The 21,340-nt window shown below is 46.7% G+C and carries 16 protein-coding genes; 3 read left to right on the plus strand and 13 right to left on the minus strand.

What is annotated here, in order from left to right; translation table 11 throughout:
- Positions 1 to 120: 120 nt before the first annotated feature.
- Complete coding sequence (locus L5M37_RS11445) at positions 121 to 2,220, minus strand: DNA topoisomerase III (protein ID WP_263200539.1); 2,100 nt, start codon at positions 2,218 to 2,220, stop codon at positions 121 to 123.
- Positions 2,221 to 2,386: 166 nt separating this feature from the next.
- Here L5M37_RS11445 and L5M37_RS11450 point away from each other — a divergent pair, with 166 nt between their 5' ends.
- Positions 2,387 to 2,674 carry a hypothetical protein gene (locus tag L5M37_RS11450; RefSeq protein ID WP_028761027.1) on the plus strand — a complete coding sequence of 96 codons (288 nt, stop codon included), beginning with the start codon at positions 2,387 to 2,389 and terminating at the stop codon, positions 2,672 to 2,674.
- 267 nt (positions 2,675 to 2,941) lie between these two features.
- The gene (locus tag L5M37_RS11455) at positions 2,942 to 4,420 is read left to right on the plus strand and encodes an alanine/glycine:cation symporter family protein (protein WP_263200541.1); all 1,479 of its coding nucleotides are present in this window, start codon (positions 2,942 to 2,944) and stop codon (positions 4,418 to 4,420) included.
- A 126-nt stretch (positions 4,421 to 4,546) separates the two neighbouring features.
- Here the strand turns inward: L5M37_RS11455 and purF are convergent, their stop codons facing one another.
- The 9 genes from purF to fabB form a co-directional block, all read right to left on the minus strand.
- Entirely contained in the window at positions 4,547 to 6,061 is a 1,515-nt protein-coding gene (purF, locus tag L5M37_RS11460; protein WP_028761029.1) for an amidophosphoribosyltransferase, read from the minus strand.
- 57 nt (positions 6,062 to 6,118) lie between these two features.
- Positions 6,119 to 6,607, minus strand: a complete 489-nt coding sequence (locus tag L5M37_RS11465; protein WP_263200543.1) for a CvpA family protein — start codon at positions 6,605 to 6,607, stop codon at positions 6,119 to 6,121.
- 115 nt (positions 6,608 to 6,722) lie between these two features.
- Positions 6,723 to 7,496 (minus strand): SPOR domain-containing protein, encoded by a 774-nt coding sequence (locus L5M37_RS11470; protein ID WP_028761031.1) that lies wholly within the window; start codon positions 7,494 to 7,496, stop codon positions 6,723 to 6,725.
- On the minus strand, positions 7,489 to 8,760 hold the full coding sequence (gene folC / locus L5M37_RS11475; RefSeq protein WP_263200544.1) for a bifunctional tetrahydrofolate synthase/dihydrofolate synthase: 1,272 nt from the start codon (positions 8,758 to 8,760) through the stop codon (positions 7,489 to 7,491). Before folC ends, L5M37_RS11470 begins: the two co-directional genes overlap by 8 nt.
- 44 nt (positions 8,761 to 8,804) lie before the next feature.
- Positions 8,805 to 9,590, minus strand: coding sequence for a tRNA pseudouridine(38-40) synthase TruA (gene truA / locus L5M37_RS11480; protein WP_263200546.1), 786 nt, complete (start codon positions 9,588 to 9,590; stop codon positions 8,805 to 8,807).
- Positions 9,591 to 9,692: 102 nt separating this feature from the next.
- A complete protein-coding gene (locus L5M37_RS11485; RefSeq protein WP_263200548.1) occupies positions 9,693 to 13,109 on the minus strand; it encodes a FimV/HubP family polar landmark protein in 3,417 nt (1,138 codons plus the stop codon).
- 177 nt (positions 13,110 to 13,286) lie between these two features.
- Complete coding sequence (locus L5M37_RS11490; RefSeq protein ID WP_263200550.1) at positions 13,287 to 14,303, minus strand: aspartate-semialdehyde dehydrogenase; 1,017 nt, start codon at positions 14,301 to 14,303, stop codon at positions 13,287 to 13,289.
- A 2-nt stretch (positions 14,304 to 14,305) separates the two neighbouring features.
- Complete coding sequence (locus tag L5M37_RS11495; RefSeq protein WP_173496391.1) at positions 14,306 to 15,436, minus strand: 4-phosphoerythronate dehydrogenase; 1,131 nt, start codon at positions 15,434 to 15,436, stop codon at positions 14,306 to 14,308.
- A gap of 159 nt (positions 15,437 to 15,595) precedes the next feature.
- Positions 15,596 to 16,807: a beta-ketoacyl-ACP synthase I gene (fabB, locus tag L5M37_RS11500; protein ID WP_168824238.1), complete on the minus strand. Its 1,212-nt coding sequence runs from the start codon at positions 16,805 to 16,807 to the stop codon at positions 15,596 to 15,598.
- A 138-nt stretch (positions 16,808 to 16,945) separates the two neighbouring features.
- Between fabB and mnmC the strand changes: the two genes are divergently transcribed.
- The gene (gene mnmC / locus L5M37_RS11505) at positions 16,946 to 18,988 is read left to right on the plus strand and encodes an FAD-dependent 5-carboxymethylaminomethyl-2-thiouridine(34) oxidoreductase MnmC (RefSeq protein ID WP_263200552.1); all 2,043 of its coding nucleotides are present in this window, start codon (positions 16,946 to 16,948) and stop codon (positions 18,986 to 18,988) included.
- 95 nt (positions 18,989 to 19,083) lie between these two features.
- Here mnmC and L5M37_RS11510 read toward each other — a convergent pair whose 3' ends face one another.
- The 3 genes from L5M37_RS11510 to L5M37_RS11520 are packed head-to-tail and all read right to left on the minus strand — an operon-like array spanning position 19,084 to position 21,302.
- Positions 19,084 to 19,845, minus strand: a complete 762-nt coding sequence (locus tag L5M37_RS11510; RefSeq protein ID WP_263200554.1) for an RNA methyltransferase — start codon at positions 19,843 to 19,845, stop codon at positions 19,084 to 19,086.
- The gene (locus tag L5M37_RS11515; protein ID WP_263200556.1) at positions 19,835 to 20,119 is read right to left on the minus strand and encodes a YfcL family protein; all 285 of its coding nucleotides are present in this window, start codon (positions 20,117 to 20,119) and stop codon (positions 19,835 to 19,837) included. The genes L5M37_RS11510 and L5M37_RS11515 overlap by 11 nt, the downstream gene beginning before the upstream one ends.
- A 4-nt stretch (positions 20,120 to 20,123) precedes the next feature.
- A complete protein-coding gene (locus L5M37_RS11520) occupies positions 20,124 to 21,302 on the minus strand; it encodes an ATP-NAD kinase family protein (protein WP_263200558.1) in 1,179 nt (392 codons plus the stop codon).
- Positions 21,303 to 21,340 lie beyond the last annotated feature (38 nt).

A 21,340-nucleotide genomic window follows, 5' to 3' on the forward strand; every position in this document is an offset into this window, starting at 1 on the left:
ATTTCCGTATGAGTAAACCGTTTTGGTTTACTCTTTTTTTGCCCAAATTCAGTGCTGTGAAAGCGTTATAGCTTAAGGTCGAATATCCCCTACAACAGAATCACAACGCACTCGTGACTATTAAGCCTCTGTAGCCACTTTGCGTGTTCGACTCCTTGCGCCAGCACTAGCCACTGACTTCTTCACACTGCTTTTAGCTGTACTTGCAGTGCCTGCCCGTTTTGCCGAGCTCGAGGCTTTGCGGTAAGGCGACTTACGATAACCGGATTTATTACTTGCCGTTTTACGATAACCTTGGCCTTGTAAACCATTAAGCGCGGTTGGCAGTTGTGCGCCTGCATTCTGGATAAGCGTGGATAAGGTGCCGAGCAGTGGCTGCATAAAGGCTTGATAAGAGGTTTCTTTATGGCAAATGCCGTTCAGGCTCGCTTCCCAAAGCGCTGTCATATCCGGCGTAGTCGCACTCGCGGGCAAGCTGTTAATCAATCCTTTCCCCACGTCTGTCGAGACAATAGATTTACCTAAGCGTTGTAAAAAACCGCGTTTGAACAACAATTCGATAATACCTGCACGGGTAGCCTCTGTACCTAATCCGTCGGTTTCTTTAAGAATTTTACGGATCTCAGGATCGGTCACATAACGGCTAATACCCGTCATAGCTCCGAGTAAAGTGGCATCGGTAAAGGCCTTTGGTGGTTGAGTATTTTTCTCCAACAATTCGCCACGAGTACAATGCAAAGCCTGTCCCAATTTCAAAGGCGGTAATTGGCCAATAAACTCGTCATTCTCCTCATCGTCCTTACCTGCGCTTTCTTCCGTCGACTTGTTGCCACTCGCCTTACTGCCATTTGGCTCTTGGCGGGCAAAGAGTTGCTTCCAGCCGAGGGATTTATCCTGACGCGCCTTGGTATTAAATAAGCCACCCTCGATTGTCACTTGCACTGTGGTTTCACTGTAACAATAAGCCGGATAAAACTGGGCTAAGTACTGGCGAGCAACATGAAGATATAACTGCCTCTCACGCTGACTCAAGCTAGATAAGTTAGCCGTCTTCTCTGTGGGGACGATTGCGTGATGGGCGTCCACTTTTTTATCATCCCATGCTTTAGATTTAAGACGGGGATCGGGTGCATCAGCACCTTGCAATAACTCAGCAGCACCGTCACTTATCGCCTTAAGTACCGAAGGCGCAAGGTTATGTTGCTCAACGGGTAAATAACGACTGTCGGAGCGTGGGTAAGTAATGAGTTTATGGCGTTCATACAAACTCTGGCAGGTATCGAGCACATCCTTAGCACTCATGCCAAACCGTTTCGCCGCATCAATTTGCAACGCGGATAAGCTGTAGGGCAATGGTGGATTCTGTTTCTTGTCCTTAGCCACTAATTGAGTGACTAAGGCGGGTTTATCACTGATGCGACTCACCACATTTTGCGCTAACCCTCTCACTAACACTCGTCCTTCTTCATCCATATAAGGCTGACAAGCTTCGCTAGGTTGCCACTTGGCGCTGAAGGTTTCTTGCTTCTCGGTCGCCAAATGCGCCAGTACTTCATAAAAAGGCTTAGATTGAAAGTGGGCAATCTCTTCATCACGGCGCACCACTAGCCCAAGCAATGGCGTTTGTACTCGGCCGACGGATAACACGCCTTGATAACCGACCTTTTTACCTTGGATGGTGTACGCACGCGTCATATTCATGCCATAGAGCCAATCGGCACGACTGCGGGCTAAGGCCGATGTGGATAAAGGAATAAACTCGCGATTACTGCGTAGCTGCGTTAGAGCCCGTTTTACAGCTTGTGGGTTTAAGTCACTGATCAGTAAACGCTGGGTTTGATGTAGCTTGTCCCCCGTCACGCCAAGATAGGCAATCACTTCATCCACGAGTAACTGCCCTTCGCGGTCGGGATCGCCCGCGTTAACCAGCGTGTTGGCTTGTTTGACTAATCGTTTTAGCACTGTGAGTTGGCTGCGGGTCGCAGCCTTAGGTTTTAGTTGCCACTTGTCTGGCACTATTGGCAAATGCTCGAATTTCCAAGACTTAAATTCGGGATTATAGGCATCAGGTTCTGCTTGCTCGAGCAAGTGACCAACGCACCAAGACACACAATCGCCATTGGCGGCTTCGATAAATCCATCGCCTTTTTTATGGGGTTTAGGCAATACATCGGCAATGGCCCGCCCTAGGCTAGGTTTTTCTGCGATATAGAGAATCATACAAACACCAAGTACTGGATATAATTACAGTATAATTTAGCCCAAACGCCAGTTGAGTGCAAATTTCTGTAGTAAACCGAGCTTAAATGTAAAAGCTTAAGTGTAAATTCAATTGCGAATGATTCTCAACAAGGCATAAGATACACTAAATAACTAAGGAGTGACTATGAGACAGTTTGCAATAAATGCGCGACAGGCTATGACAATAACACCAGCATTAATATTAAGATTCAATCAGTTATTGATATTCCATAGCTTAATGTTACTCGCAATAAGCATGCTCACCAGTACCTGGCTGGGACAAATGAAAATCATCGATATGCCGTTAGCATGGGGATTCATTCTCGTCATTCCTATTGCTGTGAGTTTATCTCTATTACTCAGCCATCAAATCACGCGCCATAGCTTAAGCAGCTTATTCGGCGTGTGGATGCTACTTTGGGTAATGGGATAACTGACATTCATAATAAATCACTACCGTATTTCGAGTTAACTCGCCCCTCCGCTCTATTTACCCATGCTAAAACTCAATTTCAAAACACATTGGTTTCAAATATTTAACACTTTAACTATGAAGCTCCCTAAAAAATAGTTATGTTGAGTATCTTGGATATTTACAAAAAATGTCTTAATCAAAAGTGAATGTCCTAACTCAACATCTGTTGAATAACCGTAAAACTAAAAACTCTGCTAAAACAACACAATAAAGGAATCGGAGTCTATGAATGAGATTGTCAACGCGATCAATAGTGTAATTTGGAGCCCTGCACTTATTTTTCTTTGCCTAGGTGTCGGGCTCTATTTCTCCCTTCGCACTCGATTTTTGCAGCTGCGCCATCTGCCAGAAATGATCCGCCTGATGTTTGATGGTAAGAGTACTGATGCGGGAGTGTCGTCTTTTCAAGCACTCGCGATGACATTAGCGGGCCGAGTCGGTACAGGTAATATTGCAGGGGTTGCCACAGCAATCACCTTTGGTGGTCCTGGCGCTTTATTTTGGATGTGGATGGTTGCCTTTCTCGGTGCCAGCTCCGCCTTCGTTGAATCGACCTTAGGTCAAGTCTATAAAGAAAAAATCAATGGCGAGTATCGTGGTGGGCCTGCTTTTTATATTGAAAAAGGCTTAGGCATGAAATGGTATGCATGGGTATTTGCAATTGCGACCATATTTGCTTGCGGGATCCTGCTGCCGGGCGTACAAGCTAACTCGATTGGTTCAAGTTTAAAAACCGCTTTCAACATAGATCCTAATGTGACTGCAGCCATACTGGCTATGCTTCTTGGCTTTATCATTTTTGGCGGTGTAAAACGTATCGCTCACTTTGCCAGTGCCGTCGTCCCCTTTATGGCACTGGGTTACATCATAGTGGCTTGTGTCATCATAGCGCTAAATATTGGCCAGCTACCGGGTATTTTATGGTTAATTATCAAAAGTGCCTTTGGCTTTGATGCGGGTTTTGGTGCCATTTTAGGCTTAGCCATCATGTGGGGGGTAAAGCGGGGGATTTACTCCAACGAAGCGGGTCAAGGTACAGCGCCACACGCCTCATCTGCAGCGGCGGTAAGCCATCCAGCCAAACAAGGGTTAGTTCAAGCTTTTTCTGTGTATATCGACACCTTATTCGTTTGCTCTGCAACTGGTTTCATGCTGCTTATTACAGGACTGTATAATGTTCAGGGCCCTGACGGTGCGGCGCTTTATACCGGCATTGCCGGAGTCGCTGCAGGACCAGGCTACGTACAAACGGCAATGGAAAGTATGATGCCAGGATTTGGCAATATCTTTGTGGCTATCGCACTGTTCTTCTTCGCCTTTACGACCATAGTGGCTTATTACTACATTGCTGAGACCAACATTGCCTATATTAACCGTAAAGTAAATCATCCTTGGTTCATGGTCGTTCTCAAAGTCGTGATCATTGGCTCAACCGTATACGGCACAGTTAAAACGGCTGATATGGCTTGGGGAATGGGTGACATTGGTGTCGGACTTATGGCATGGCTCAATATTATTGCCATTATTCTATTAAGGAAAACCGCATTCACTTGCCTTAAAGATTATGAATCACAGCAAGCACTCGGCATAGAGCCACTTTTTGACCCGGTAAAACTGGGGATTAAAAATGCGGATTACTGGGTTGAACGCAAACACGCTGAAGAAAATGTAATGACTGAAACAGTGCAACGTATAAATACGTAGACGTTACCACTATGCTCCGTTAAGCAAATATAAGCCATTAAAAAGCCAGTGATTTCTCACTGGCTTTTTTGTATCGTTTAGAACAAAAAGGACACAAACTTTACGATACTAAATTACCCACAATCCTTATGGGTGACAGACGTTATGCAGCTCTAAGTTAGTGCCGATATCTTTATTTCGATCGGCTTTAGCATCGTCATTTCGCAGTTGCGTCAAGTGATCTAAATACGCTTGGTCAACGTCGTTCGTGATGTAGTGACCATCAAATACGGACGTTTCGAAACGTTTAATCGCAGGATTCTCCATTCTTACCGCTTCAATTAAATCTGGCAAGTCTTGGAAAATAATGCCATCAGCACCAATTAACTTGGCGATTTCATCGGCATCACGACCGTGGGCAATAAGCTCGTTTGACGTTGGCATGTCAATACCATACACGTTCGGGAAACGAATTTCCGGTGCGGCAGAGGCAAAGTACACTTTCTTGGCACCTGCTTCACGGGCCATTTCGATGATTTGCTCTGAGGTCGTACCGCGAACGATAGAGTCGTCCACCAACAGGACATTTTTGCCTTTGAACTCAGTGTTAATCGCATTCAACTTACGACGCACTGACTTCTTACGCTCCTGTTGACCAGGCATGATGAAGGTACGGCCAATATAACGGTTTTTCACAAAACCTTGGCGGTACGGTAAGTCCATGCAACGGGCAATTTCCAGCGCGATATCGCAAGAGGTTTCAGGAATAGGAATAACCACGTCGATATCGTGATCGTACCATTCTTTCTTAATCTTCTCGCCAAGCTTAGCGCCCATGTTGACGCGACTTGCATATACAGACACTTTGTCGATCGTCGAATCTGGGCGGGCAAAATAGACGAATTCGAAGATACAAGGTGCATAGCTAGGCTCGGCGGCACATTGACGGGTATACAGCTGACCGTCAATTGAAACATAAATCGCTTCACCCGGTGCAACATCACGCATCACTTCAAAGCCAACTGCATCGAGTGCCACACTTTCAGAAGCGACCATGTATTCAGTGCCAGTGGCAGTTTCGTGCTTACCTAATACCAAAGGACGAATACCAAATGGGTCACGGAACGCGACTAAGCCTTGACCAATAATCATAGCCACAACCGCGTAGGCACCACGAGCTTGTTGGTGTACGTTAGCGACCGCATCGAACACTTCTTCCGACGTCAGAGTCAAACTCGTGGTTTTTTGCAGTTCGTCGGCCAACAGGTTTAACAAGACTTCAGAATCCGAAGTGGTGTTCACGTGGCGACGTTTTTTGATCAGCCCTTCGGCTAATTCGACTGTATTGGTTAAGTTACCGTTATGGGCTAATGAGATCCCAAATGGCGAGTTAACATAGAAAGGCTGCGCTTCAGATGCGCTTGAACTGCCCGCAGTTGGATAACGCACATGGCCAATACCAGCATTACCTTGTAGGCGTTGCATATGTTTGACTTCAAAAACGTCTTTAACCAAACCATTGGCTTTACGTAGTCTGAAAGCACCACGATCAATGGTCACAATACCTGCCGCATCCTGACCTCTGTGCTGCAACACTGTCAGTGCATCATAAATGGTCTGATTAACCGATGATTGGCCAACTATTCCGACGATACCACACATGGGTAAGCTTCCTCATTGTAAGATGTTCTATCACTTAGGATTATTTTATTTTCTTTCTTATAGTTTGGGTACAAAGCTGGAGGTATTTTCCAAATAGTCAAAAAACCATTGAATAACAACGCCAAATTCGGGTACTAGCACAGAATCTTTCCACCATTGGGAGTTGGGAGAGCCTGTAAAAGCATCCATGAAAAACAACAAGGCGCTCACAATAAGCGCGCCTCGAATAGCACCGAAGCACAAGCCCAAAAGCCTGTCAGTGCCAGATAATCCGGTTTTGACAACAAGTTGTCCGAGAATATAGTTAACTAAGGCACCGAGTACCAAAGTGGTAATAAAGAGGATGGCAATAGAAACGCCATTACGCAGCATCTCATCGTTCATTTGTGTTAAGTGAACGGCAAAATCTTGGTAAAATTGGCTGGCAACAAAGAAAGCCGCAAACCATACCACTAAGGACATGGCTTCTTTGGCAAATCCACGGATCAGACTGATGAGAGTCGATAATCCGATGACGAATATGATAGCGTAATCAATCCAAACCATTGAGATGGCTTTCCGACATGGGCTTTAAGACGGCGCGATTCTACCAGAGACTGAAACGATTCTCACCCCTAGTGAGGTAAATAAATCATTTTCAGTCTCGAGTGTTGTATCACCATTAAGATTCTAAGGGATTAAAAGGAACAATCCAGCCCTTGAGACGTGTAAGGTTTTCCACCTCAACTTGTACTTTCTTCAGCTTTGCCTCAGACACATCGGGTCCGACAAACACTTTAGTTAATACGCCATCTTTAGGGTTTTCAGGAATAGTGTACGCTTTAAAACCACTCTTACGCAGCTGTGCAACCAAGGCTTTAACATTCGTTGCGTTGTTAAAACTGCCAAGCTGCAAAGTAAAGCCACTTTTCAAGCTGTCACGGCTGACCACTTTAACGGCATCCTCTTTGGCTGCACTGGCTTTGGGCGTTTCTGCTTTAGGCTTTTCAGCCTTAGCCACAGTAGTCGCTTTAGCGTCCGCTTTTTTAGCCGGCTCAGTTTTTACAGTGGCTTTAGGCGGCTCTTTTTTAGCTTCAGGTTTCGTTTCAGGCTTAGGTTCTGCTTTTTTAACATCAGGCTTAACGTCTTTCTTAACATCTTGCTTTGCGACTTCGATTACTGGCGCAACGGCAGACTTTTCATTGTCAGCATTAACTGGCATTTCGGCTAAGGCGACCTCAGTCCCATTCAGCGCAGCAGCATCCTCGGCCGACAAGACTTCAAACATATCATCGTCGGCTTTTTGCTGCTCAATCACGGTCGGGCGCAAAGGAATTTCGGAAAACTGCTCTTCTTGGCGATCTTTTTTGCCATCCAAAATATCCGGCAAAAAAATTACCCCAAGCGCAACCAGCACCACAGTGCCGACTAAACGATTATGAAACTGGCTAGACAAAACTGACTTCCTGCATAAATTGAGACTTAAAACCTGCCACAGTGTAAAAGGAGCCAAACACAATTACCACATCATCTGGGTTAATTTGCGCTTTTAATGCAGACCAAGCCTCAGATATGTCCTCAAACTCAAATGCAACAGCCTCAGTGGCTAATGTTTTGCGTAGCATGGCCGAACTCGCGCCACGCTCACCATGCAGACTGACCAAATACCAAGTGTCGATCAGTGGATTGATCACAGGCAACACACCTGCAATATCTTTATCCTTCAACATGCCGCAAAGGGCGAACACGCGCTTACCCACAACGATTGGCGCTAACTGTTGTACCAAAAAACGCGCCGCATGGGGATTATGGGCAACATCGAGTAACACTAACGGCTTCTCACTCACCCGCTCTAATCGACCCGTTAACCGAGCCGTGCTAATACCCTCAGCAATAATTGAAGGCGTGATATCCGGCCAGCCCTGTTCAATCACTGCCAATACAGTCGCCGCATTAGGTAATGGCAAAGTTGGTAACGCTAAATCGTGCAGTTTGAGCACTTGACCTTGAAAATCCCACAGATTGCCATGGGCTTGATAACTGAATTCGTTACCGACGCGATACAAGATGGCGCCAACCTCATTGGCGACATCATTGACAGTGTGTGGCAAGTTGGGTTCACCCACAATGGCAGGTTTACCACGGCGGAAAATGCCCGCCTTTTCACGGCCCACAAGCTCACGGGTATTACCGAGATAACTTTCATGGTCTAAATCGACCGACGTCAGTACGCTAATGTCGGCATCGATAATATTGGTGGCATCTAATCGTCCACCTAAACCGACTTCTAAGATAACCACGTCAAGCTGAGCGGCTTTAAAGAGTATCAAGCCTGCAAGCGTAGCGTATTCAAAAAAGGTCAGAGAAATATCGCCGCGCGCGGCTTCAATTTGCTCAAATGCCGTAACAAAATCGCTATCACTGACATCGCTACCATTGATACGCACTCGCTCGTTGTACTTCAGCATGTGTGGCGAACTGTATACGCCCACCGTCAAACCCGATAAGCGCAGAATATTTTCGAGCATGGCGCAGGTGGTGCCTTTGCCGTTCGTCCCCGCCACTGTCACTATCTTGGTTTGACCTAAATCCAAAAGACCAAGGGTTTGCGCGACCTTAGAGACACGGGTTAACCCCATATCGATTTCGATTGGATGTATAGATAGCAAATAATCCAACCACTGTTCCAATGCTGCATTTGACGCTGGTACTGTAAGCATGTCCGTATATCCTTGTATTCGATTATCTCTCAAATAAGATCTTTTCAATCCAACATGAATAATGGCCCAAGGGCGAGCTTAGGTAATTGATATTGTTCTGGATAAGTCACATCAACTAAATAGAGTCCATGGGGTTTAGCCGTTGCTGCGGCTTGGTTTCTGTCTTTTAACGCGAGCAAATCGCCCATCCAAGTCAGTGGCTGATTACCTAGACCGATTTCTAACAATGAACCGACAATATTGCGCACCATGTGATGCAAGAAAGCATTCGCAGCGATATCAACAATCACATACATACCTTGGCGCGTGACATTAACGCAATGCACATTACGAAACGGTGTTTTCGACTGACACTGGACAGCGCGAAAGCTGGTAAAATCCTGCTCACCCAAGAGTGCCTGTGCCGCTTGGTGCATTTTGTCAGCATCGATATTGCCGTGATAATGGCTTACACCATGGCGTAAAATCCCAAGCCGAAAAGTGTGATTATAAATCACATAGCGGTAGCGTCTGGCGGTGGCCGAAAAGCGCGCATGGAAACTGTCGTCGACTTCTTTGACCCAACGTACGGCAATATTGTCGGGCAAATTAGCATTCACCCCTAAGGTCCATGCACCTTCATTACGAATGGCATTGGTTTCAAAATGAACTACTTGGCCTGTGGCATGCACGCCCGCATCGGTACGGCCAGCGCAGAAGACGCCGATAGGCTCATTAGCCACTATCGATAACGCCCGTTCTAATTGCCCTTGTACTGAATCGACTTCGGCCTGACGTTGCCAGCCAAAATAACCATTACCGTCATATTCAATACCTAATGCAATCCGCATCCACTTATCCTCACAATTGATTTAGCGGCGCATTTTATCACAGCAGCCCATAAAAAAAACGGCGCTGAAGGCGCCGTTAGATTGAAACACTCTCAACCGGGATTAACTAATCTCTTTGAGCAAACGTCCAGCTTCATCCTGCTGGCGCTCGTTACCGTCAATTTGCACTTCTTTGAGCAGGGCTTTCGCACTGTCGCTGTCGTCAATTTCGATATAAGCACGCGCTAAATCCAGCTTAGCGTTGACTGAGTTTTCTTCATCATCAACGTCGATCATCGCGGCATCACCGATTAAGGCACCGACATCACTCATCTCAACGTCAACTTCCGAATACAAATCGGTATCTGCGCCCTCTTCATCGGCATCATTCAGCAACTTGTCGATGTCGATAAAACCGTTTTCATTTTGAAAACTGGTTAAATCATGGTCGGGAACAAACTTTTTCTGCGCTTTTCGCGACTCCTGAGCATCGAGTGCAGCCAAAGCTTCATCGACGGTAAGATTATGATCATCGACGAGTGAGAAACTGTCTTCCGACGTCAACACATCTTCATCGTCATAATCTGTATTGGCTGTAAAAGCGGCGAGCACGTTATCGTCACTTAAGTCTAGCCCTTGCTCAAGGTCCAAATCATCCGCGTCTTCTTTGATATCAAGTTTAAAATCTTCACTAAAATCAATATCGTTACGCGTAGCCTTAATGGGCTTCTCTTGAGAAGCATAATCGAGCGCTGTGGCATCTTTGTTAGGCTCAACATCATTAGCCGTTACATCTGCTTGCGTTGCCGCAGGCTTAGCCTTAGGCGCAAAATCTAGCTCTGAGTCCCAATCGAGCACATGGGGATCTTTGCTCTTATTGGCTTTTAAATCATTAAAGAAAGAAGATTCTTTTTCTTTAACACTGGCCGCGGCTGCAGCCGCGGCCAAAGTGACTGAGGCCGTCGCTAATACATCAGCGTCGTTATCGTCACTCAATTCCTCGACTAATGTAAAAGTATCATCGGTGCCGTCGATAGAGTGAGCCGCACCTATGCCTTTAAGTAAATTATCTTCGTCAACTGAATTGTCTTCTGAATCGAGCTGCGCCGTTTCCATATCAAAGTCGAATTCATCTTCATCGGCATCCAATTGCTCCGGCACATCAAACTCAGCTAAGAGTGCATCTAAATCATCATCACCTGACGCTTCACCTTTTATGTCTTCCGGTAACGAAGCTTCTAATTCTGCGGCGATTTCTGCACTGATATCATCATCTTCTGCATCGACTTTGAGTTCAGGCTCAGCATCAAAACTCGCCAGTAGCGAATCAATATCATCGGATTCTTCTACGCCTAATTCATTAAGCTCATCGTCTAACTCAGCGGCAATTTCAGCACGAATATCGGGCTCGACTTCAGGTTCAGCCGCTGGCGTCGGTTTATCAAAATCCGCTAACAGAGCATCAATATCGTCGGTATCTTCCACACCCAGCTCATCAAGCTCAGCGTCTAGCTCTGCAGCAATTTCAGCGCCGAGGTCGGGTTCAACTTCAGGTTCTGCTGGTTTATCGAAATCGGCTAACAGAGCATCAATATCATCGGTATCTTCCACACCTAGCTCATCAAGCTCAGCGTCTAGCTCTGCGGCAATTTCAGCGCCGAGATCAGGTTCAACTTCAGGTTCTGCAGGTTTATCGAAATCGGCTAACAGGGCATCGATGTCATCGGTGTCTTCTACGCCCAGTTCATTAAGCTCCGCATCTAGTTCAGCAGCAATTTCAGCGCCAAGATCAGGCTCGACTTCAGGTTTAGCGGCTGGCGTTGGTTTATCGAAATCAGCTAATAAGGCATCAATATCATCAACGTCTTCTCCGCTAAGTTCATCATCTAGCTCATCACCGAGTTCTGCCGCGATGGCAGCACTGAGATCTTCATCATCAGATGCAACAACGTCTGGGGCAGGCGCTTGTGCAGTCTCAGTATCTTTTGCAGGAACACTAAACTCGGCAAGTAATGCATCAAGATCATCGTCATCCGCGATGGCTTCATCGGCAGGTTTAGTGTCTGCGACTTCAACATCATTCAACTTAGAAGTAACATCATTACTGTCATCTTCTTGAGCTAAATCGCTCGCAAAGTTACGCTCTAATTCACTTAAATCCTCTTCGGCTTCGGTGCTGTCTTCAGAACCTAGGCCCGCTAATAGTGCATCAAGATCGGCTTCCTCAATAATATTGCCAGATTTAGGTTTCTCCTCAACAATATCCTCTTCCTGATCGCCCATGGCTTCGGCCCACAGATCATCGAGGGACTGTCCTTCATCCTCGGCTTCAGGTTCGGCAGAGATTCCCGGATCGACAAACATTTCAGAAGCCATATCCATCTGATCGTGGGAGTCAGTCAAATCTTGCTCAGGTTGTAAATCGACACTGCCCATATCAAGAAGACTATCGATGGAGTCCGCATGGTCAGAATCTAAATGTACCGCCATATCGTCTAAATCGTCATCATCCATATCCATGATGGCGGTACCTGCAATCCCAGCGGCACCGGCGGCCATAACCGCTTCTTGTGTCTGCATTTCACGACGTTCTTTATTGCGTTTACGGCGCAGGAACCAGAACACAGCAAGCAGTAAGAACAAGGCAGGGATCACTGCCGCGGCAATCAATAACACAGGACTATTAAGGATATTGCGCCACAAGTCATCGGGCTCAATAGGTGCCTCTGCCTCTACTTCAACAGCTGTCGTCTCTGGCACTTGCGCAGCTTCAACCTCAGCTTTCAAGGCTTGGTTTTGTAGTTTACTGGCTTGAAGTGTTTCTTCCAGCACAGCAATCCGTTGATTTAATTCTTCAACTTTAACTTTTAGCGCTTCAACATCTGAAGTGCGCACTGACAGTTGATCTTGAGTGCGGGCTAATTCATCGGTTAATGACAGATTTTTGCTTTCTGCCGCTTCTAACCGCGCCGTCACATCTGAACTCAGCATCTTGGGCTTTTCTGGAACAGGTGTTTCAGCAACCGCTTTAGGTGGTGTCACTTTCGTTTCAACAATCACCGCAGGAGCCGTGACTGGCGCTTTAGCTGTCGTCACCTTAGCTGGCGGTTTAGATGTTGCTTTCGCCGGAGCCCTAGATTGTCTATCACTTTGCTCTGCTCTGGCTATCGCCATACGATTGGGGATCGACAGCATGACTTCTTTAGACGGAATGAGCAGGATCATACCGCGTTCTAAACTGTTATAACTGGCAGAGTTAAACGCATGAGGGTTAGCATCGTATAAGGCGGCCATCACCTGATAGACGCTAACACTGGCATCAGGACGGACTTTTTGCGCTATGCTCCAAAAAGTGTCTTTCGATGTCGTTGGACCATATTGATGGTTAACTTGACGGATCTGTCCGTCTGGCCCCATGATTTTTAAGGGTTTTAATCTTGGTGTATCTGCAGCAACGGCGGGATCAATAAAATAAGCGGTAGAAGAAACAGCTAAAACAGTGGCCATTAGACCCACAAGATACGAAGTGCGAAATTTCATCAATCCTTCCCTTTGAAGCGCTATAAAGTTATCTCACTGATAACAGGCTTTAGGCAATTGTATTTATTGAGATTACTATAAACCAGAAATCCCCGCCCTGCTACTGTTCACAATTGTAAAACAAAAAAAGCCTGCTGACAGCAGGCTTTTCAATGGGCATCAAATGCAATCTAATGCTTAGTAATAATCTCTCACTAAGATCTCGGCAATTTGCACACTGTTCAAGGCTGCGCCTTTACGAATATTGTCTGACACAACCCACAAGTTAATCCCGTGAGAATGAGAAATATCCTTACGAATGCGACCCACATAAACCGGATCGGTTCCTGCGGCATCGGTCACTGCTGTTGGATAATCCTCATCGGATTCAAACAATACCACTCCTTCGGCATTACGCAGTAAAGCTTTAACGTCTTCGGCATCAACAGGCTGACGAGTTTCGATATTAATGGCTTCTGAGTGACCATAAAATACAGGGACACGTACGGCAGTCGCATTCACTAAAATCTCATCGTCACCGAAAATCTTCTGGGTTTCCCAGACCATTTTCATTTCTTCTTTGGTATAGCCGTTATCCATAAATTTATCGATTTGTGGCAATACGTTAAAAGCAATTTGTTTTGGATAGACTTCAGCATCAGCAGGTAAACCTTGCAGTAATTTAGTGCACTGATGCGCTAATTCTTCAATGGCTTTTTTACCTGTGCCCGATACTGACTGGTACGTTGCCACATTAATGCGGCTGATACCATAGGCATCATAAATAGGCTTAAGTGCCACCAGCATTTGAATCGTTGAGCAATTTGGGTTAGCAATGATATTGCGATTGCGGAAATCAGCGATAGCATGCGGATTCACTTCAGGTACAACCAAAGGAATATCGATGTCGTATCTAAAGTGAGAGGTGTTATCAATCACAACACAGCCTGCTTCAGCGGCAATCGGTGCCCATTTGGCGGAAACATCACCACCTGCAGAGAAGAAACCAATTTGAGCTTGGGTCCAATCGAAGGTTTCTACGTCGAGAATGGTAATTTGTTTGCCATGAAAGCTGACCGTTTCACCGGCGCTGCGGCTACTGGCTAAAAGGTACAAATTGGCAACCGGGAAATTACGCTCTTCGAGGATCTCTATCATAGTTTGACCCACTGCGCCCGATGCACCTAAAACGACAACATTAAATTCCTGTGACATAGCTACTGACCGACTCCTGAAAAACCTAAATTGGACAACCAATCTACCTCAGATTGACCGTCATAAGCCAGCGCCAATGCACTAAATTCGCGTCTATGTTGGTGATTTTTTCTCATAGTGTCGAAGCCATTCTCATTTAAGAATGTATTTCTGAACATCTTGTCATCATCGCGCAAATCATAGACAAAACGCGCGAGCTGTAATAACGCTTTTTCATTCGGCGCAGTCGCAAGTTCGACCGCCTTAATGTTAAAGCTTGGCAAGAGATCCAGCAGACTTTTATCGGCAGTAATATTAAGTAACTGACACAGCTTTTGATAGAGCATAAAAGTGCCGCGCGCCTTACCTTCTAAGCTGTAACCTGCAATATGCGGGGTGGCAAATTCAGCCAGTGGCACCAGTTCAGGCATCGGTGTTGGCTCGCCTTCCCACACATCGAGCACTAATTTAAGATCATCACGCTGGCGTTTAACTCTGACAAGTGCTTTATTATCTATCACATCACCACGACAGCAATTCACTAACCAAGTATTGGGTTTGAGCGCCTTTAAGCGCGCCTCATCGAATAAATGTTTGGTTTTATGCTCGCCCGTTCGCGTGATGGGCACATGTAAACTGATGATATCGGCCTGCGCCATGATGGTCTCTAAACTCACAAAACTGCGTGGATCGCCCTCTGCAGCTTTAATGGGATCGTTAAGCAACACGTTAATACCGTAGGCTTGCAAGCATTTAGCTGTTGCAGTACCGGTATTGCCCGCGCCCACTATGCCGACGACCTTACCCTTAAGCGGCGAATCAAACCGCTGTGCTAACTCCAGCATAGCGATAAAAGCAAACTCCCCAACCGCAGTCGCATTGCAACCTGGTGCATTAGAGAAGGGGATATTACGCTCGGCAAGGTAGGCTAAATCCACATGATCTGTGCCTATAGTGGCACTGCCGACAAACTTCAGTTGATGATTGCCCGAGAGCAACTCGGCATTCACTTTGGTGACTGAGCGCACTAATAACACATCGGCACCGCGCACTTGCGCTGCGGTTAACGTGCGGCCATTAACAGGAATAATTTCCCCGAGATCGCCAAATAACGGTTCAACAAAGGGCATATTTTCATCGACTAAAATCTTCATGGGCACCTGATCTAAAAAAGTGGGAATGGAAGGCATCAAGATGCTCGGTATTCTAACAAGACTAATGGGATAAATCCTTGTCGATGCAACAGGTTTACAAAAAACGCCCATAAAAAAGGGAAGCCTAAGCTTCCCTTCTATCGTGTTTGATAAACAAACTTATTTGAATTTGCGCATCACTAGCGTGGCGTTTGTACCGCCAAAACCAAAGCTGTTACTCATGACTGTAGTCAGCTCAGCATCACGATACTCACGCACGATAGGCATATCTTTCGCCGCTTCGTCCAGATTTTCGATATTGATGCTTGGGGCAATAAAGCTGTTTTCCATCATGATTAAGCTGTAAATCGCTTCATGTACGCCTGCGGCGCCTAATGCATGACCTGTCATAGACTTAGTCGATGCAATCGGTGGGCACTTGTCTTTGAAAACTTCACGTAGCGCTTCTAATTCACGCACGTCGCCTACTGGCGTTGAAGTGCCGTGAGTATTGATGTAATCGATTGGGGTATCGACATCCATCATCGCCATTTGCATACAACGCACAGCGCCTTCACCCGATGGCGCCACCATGTCATAACCGTCTGAAGACGCGCCATAACCAATCACTTCAGCGTAAATTTTTGCGCCGCGAGCCAGAGCATGCTCTAACTCTTCAACCACTAAAATACCGCCGCCGCCAGAGATAACAAAACCATCACGGTCTGCATCATAGGTACGAGAGGCTTTTTCGGGTGTGGCATTGTACTTGGTTGACAGTGCGCCCATAGCGTCGAAGCCCATGGTCAGTGTCCAATCCACTTCTTCAGCACCACCGGCAAACACCATGTCTTGCTTACCCATTTGGATAAGTTCAACGGCATGACCAATACAATGGGCGCTGGTAGCACAGGCTGAACTGATAGAATAATTCATGCCTTTAATTTTAAATGGCGTGGCTAAACAAGCGCTGGCCGTGCTCGACATGATGCGAGGCACAATATACGGACCTACGCGTTTAACGCCTTTTTCTCGCAGTGTATCGGCAGATTGTACTTGGTTAGACGATGATGCGCCGCCTGTACCCACAATCAAACCTACGCGCGGATCTGAATACTGCTCTTCAGTTAAATTGGCATCGGCAACCGCTTCTTGCATAGCAATGTAGGCATAAGCTGCCGCATCACCCATAAAACGCAATGCCTTACGATCGATATGCTCAGCAGGGTTTAACTTGATGTCACCCCATACATGGCTACGTAATTGCATCTCTTCAAACTGAGCTGAATGCGTAATACCACTGCGGCCCGCTTTCAGTGACTCGGTCACTTCTTGCTTGTTATTACCGATACTTGAAACAACACCCATTCCGGTGATCACGACTCTTTTCATTTTATTGCTATCCATTGTGTACATGTCAGTACCTACTTTTCGCTGAGCCAATAGTATCTGTTTTGACTCAATTAAGTGGTCAGCTTTCCATAAAGGCGAGTAAAATAATGCCAATTATGAGACCGAGAGTAAATTTCTTTGACTGCAGAGCCCAATAAACCTTGCCAAATTAAGCGCGATTACCCGCAATTAATCAACCTTTATCCCGCAACAGCTCACACTGATGCACACTATCTCAGCAAGTTGAGCATTTATCAGCAGCGGGTATTTGAGGCTCATTCACAGCAAAAACTCTTAGTATTAGGGCAAATTGGTTTAGGCAACGGGCTTGAACTCTTATCTTGGTGGCGCACTCAGACGAATCCTAACCAACGATTACTCCTTAACGTATTCGAACCCAATCCGATTAATGCGTACGAACTTAAATTACTTTGGGATCAATCCGCCAGTTTAACCAAAGTGCCTGAACTTGAGCCACTTGCCCAACGCTTACTTCATACAGAGCCGACGGCTATTATAGGTTGTCAGAGATTAATTTTTGATGACGGTCGTACCACAATCGACCTGCACTTTGGTGATATTCAATCCCAGCTCTGTTCACTCATCCATTCTCCGCTTCACCCCGTTCAGCACTGGCTGGTATTGCCCCATCTACAAAATGGGTTAAATCAGCAGATCCATTGGCAGATGGCAAAACTCAGTGACGATGGCGCCACTGTGACAACTATTGGATTAAACGAATCAAGCGGATTAAGCGAAACACCTGTGAGCCGTTTCCAAGCCTGTGGCTTTGAGGTGAGGGATTTTACCTGCGCTGCAATACAAACAAACCATCAGCCTGATGCCATTTTGTTACACGAGCGCCACGTCTTACGCCAGCAAGATGCTAAAGCCTATGCCTTTAATCCTATGGCTGCAATCTTACCCTCGAATGCGCCCAGCTCGATTGCCATCATAGGCGGCGGGTTAGCCTCGGCGCATTTGGCACTGTCTTTGGCGGAACGCGGCCAAAGTACGCAGCTCTTTTGTAAAGATGCCAAGCTCGGCCAAGGCGCCTCGGGCAATCGCCAAGGGGCGATTTATCCGCTGCTGACACCGGAAAATGATGAATTAAGCCGCTTCTTCCAGCAGGCATTTTTATTTAGTCGACGTAGAGTACAGGCGCTGACTTCTGTCCCTGCCCCAAATCAAACGCCGATTTCCCATGATTTTTGCGGGGTATTGCAAACTGCCCACGATAAACGCAGCCAATTACGACTCGATAAAATTATTCAAAGCCAGAACTGGCCAAGTGAAATTGCCTATCGAGTCGATGCGCAGCAGGCCAATTCTCTTGCGAACATTAATATTGACAAATCAGGCTTTTTCTATCCGCTGGCTGGCTGGGTTTGTCCGTACGAATATGCCGAAGCCGCACTACAAAAAGCGCAACAGCTTACTGAGGTCAAACTCCATTTGGAGACTGAGATCCTTGAAATTGAGCATCAAAGTGAAGGTTGGTATTTAACCACCGCTAAGCATAGCTTTGGCCCCTTTGCACAACTAGTGCTCGCCAATGGCGCAGAACTAACGCAATTTGATGCCAGCAACAAATTACAAATTAGCCCTTTTCGCGGCCAAGTCAGCCATGTGCCCGCTCAGTTTCAATTGAGTCAACTCGCGACTGTGCTGTGCGCCAACGGTTATTTAACCCCGAGTCACCAAGGACTCCACTGTCTTGGCGCGAGTTACGTTAAAGAACCTAAGCATTTAGATTTTTGCCCGCTGGAGCAGCAAGAAAACCTCGCCAAAATGCACGAGAGTTATCCTAATCAGTCTTGGCTTGAAGATATCGACATGAGTGGCAACAATGCCCGTGTTGGCGTGCGTATGGTCACGCGGGATCATTTCCCTATGATGGGCTGCGCGCCCGATGTGCCAAAAATTATTAAAGATTATGCGCAACATCAGCTCACGAAAGAAAGTCGCCGCTACTGGCAAACCACGCCAGCACCCGTGCATCAAGGGCTGTATATTCTTGGCGGGTTAGGCTCACGGGGGTTAAGTTCTGGGCCACTGGCCGCCGAATGTCTCGCGGCGCAGCTTTGCGGCGAACCAATACCGCTCGATAAAGCGACTCTGTGTAAACTCAACCCTAATCGTATGTGGCTGCGAAAATTGCTCAAGGGTAAAGCGCTCTAGGCAATCAATCGCTAGAAAAATAACGTTTTTGAGCACTATAAAAAAGGGATTAAGCCATGGCTTAATCCCTTTTTTAAATGTTTTCTGTAAACCACTTAAGCAGCAGTGATGACTATCGTGTTATCACTGCTGCTAGACTCAAGACTGCTAGCTTCAGCATATCGAGGTTTTCGCGGCGCTCTGGGCACTTTTACCCGAGTACGATTGTTGTTATCGCGACTCTGGCGGATCAGCGCATCGCCGCTAAGACTAGGTACTAGGCTCGATGTCAGGCTTGCAGCCTCACGGTGAGATTTCGCCAATCTGTCGTATAACAACACATTGACCGACGCAGCAAGATTCATACACCCTACCGTAGGCACATACACTACGGCATCGGCTTTATCGATAATCTCTTGGCCAATAGTGCCATCTTCAGGACCAAACACATAAAAGGCCTTCGCGGGATGGACAAAATCCGGCAGCGGCGTTGCGCCCACCACCAAATCGACACAAATAAGCTGAGTGTCAGCCGGAATAGAGGCGAGTAATGAAGTGACGCCAGTGAGCGGAATGCGATCGCCAGCATCTTTAGTATCGACATGATATTGCGCCGCACCCGAGCGCGCGGCTAACTCGTAGCGCCTGCCGGTATAAAATACGCCATCGACGCCATAACAACCCGATGCGCGCATAATGCCACCGACGTTAACGGGCGTTTTAGGATTCACTAAGCCGATAAATACCGCGCTGGCATCGAGCGTTTGCTCACTGGCTAATTCAGCACTTGGCATTTCTGTACTCGTTTCTTCGGTATTAGTCACTGCAGTATTAGTCACTTGCTCGTTGTCAGTCATAGGCATAACGCTAGGCAACATCAAATTCGCCTACAATCCATGCATGCAGCTGTGCCCATGCCTGTTCAACCAAGGCATAATCGGCATCATTTAATTCTTGGCGCGCGAGTGCTAGACAGTCGGTCATTTTTAGCATTAAAGCATCAAGATCCGTTTCACCCTGTGCTTCCAATTGGGATAACACTACGGCCACATGGCCCTGTAAGTAGCCACAGGCAAACAAAGCATCGTCATCACCATGGCTAACAACGCTGGCGATCCACTGTTCTAATGCGTCTTCGTAATGCTCTAACATGGGTCTAACTCTCCATTAATACTGGATTGGCCGACACATCTGCTGCGACCAATAAATCTGGATTGGCCACCTGATACATGACGTAATCATGGTAGCCCGTCGTCACTTTATAATAGCCGCCAAGCTCGCTATCTAATTTAGGGTCGCCACTATCCACAATTAGTGGTCGTCCATCAAGTGCTTTTAGCTTAGTTTTTGTGGCAAGGATAATAATATTGTCTTTTCCGATGCGCCGAATGAGCTCGGGCGACAACTGTTGATTACCGCGCCCTAAGATATGGCCTTGGCCACCAATTAAGGTAATCACCAACTTAGTCGGCTTATCTTGGGTCAGTTCGAGTAATTTATTCGCGGTTAAGTCACTGCCAACAAGGTTTTTATTTTGAATAAGATCAACACCGAGCAGGGTATTATCGAGGCCTAACTCTTCCATCACAAAGGCAACCGTACTGCCAGAGCCCATGATATACAGCTCATCTTCCATTTGATTGATCACATCGGCGGCGATATCGGCCAGCACGAGTTCATCGACTTCCTTGCCGCCCATCTTCACCGCTTGCACATAACGCGGCTCGGCGGGCACTAAGAGCTCGCCAAATCGTTTAGCGCGCACTGTGCCTTGGCGAAAAGCCACTTCGTCAATATCCATCACATCGGCGGACATCAAACTGACAAGTTCGCCATCGAGTAACATCTTGACCACCATGCCAGACGCATGGGGCGTAATACCGTAAACGCCGGAATGAATTTTCACCCCAGCAGGCACGCCGAGCACAGGGAGTTTGTCGTCGATAGTGGCTTGTTCAAATACAGAGTAAACATCGCGGGCCGTGCCATCACCACCAGCAAAAAGCAGTAAATCCAGCGGTTCATCCAGCAGCACACGCACAACGGCCTGCGTATCCAGCGCCTGGGTTTTATCCGGAGTTTGATACACCACTCGCGTGGTAAAACCGAGTGTTTTAGCGGCGTCTTCACCCATGATGCCTGAAGCGGTAATGACTTCAATGTCATCACTATAATCACGGATAACCTCGAGGGCCTGCATCATACGCAAGGCGGCTTTGGGTTCAGCGCCTAAGGCGATCGCCTCTTCGGCAACGCCATCGCTGCCCTTAAGGCCAACACTGCCACCTAAGCCAGCTAATGGATTGATAACTAACCCTAAACGAAACCGAATCACCCTTTACCTCACTTAACGCAATCTTTTGATTTTTTTAT

The organism is Shewanella sp. SM69 (assembly GCF_025653985.1).
Lineage (GTDB): Bacteria > Pseudomonadota > Gammaproteobacteria > Enterobacterales > Shewanellaceae > Shewanella > Shewanella oncorhynchi.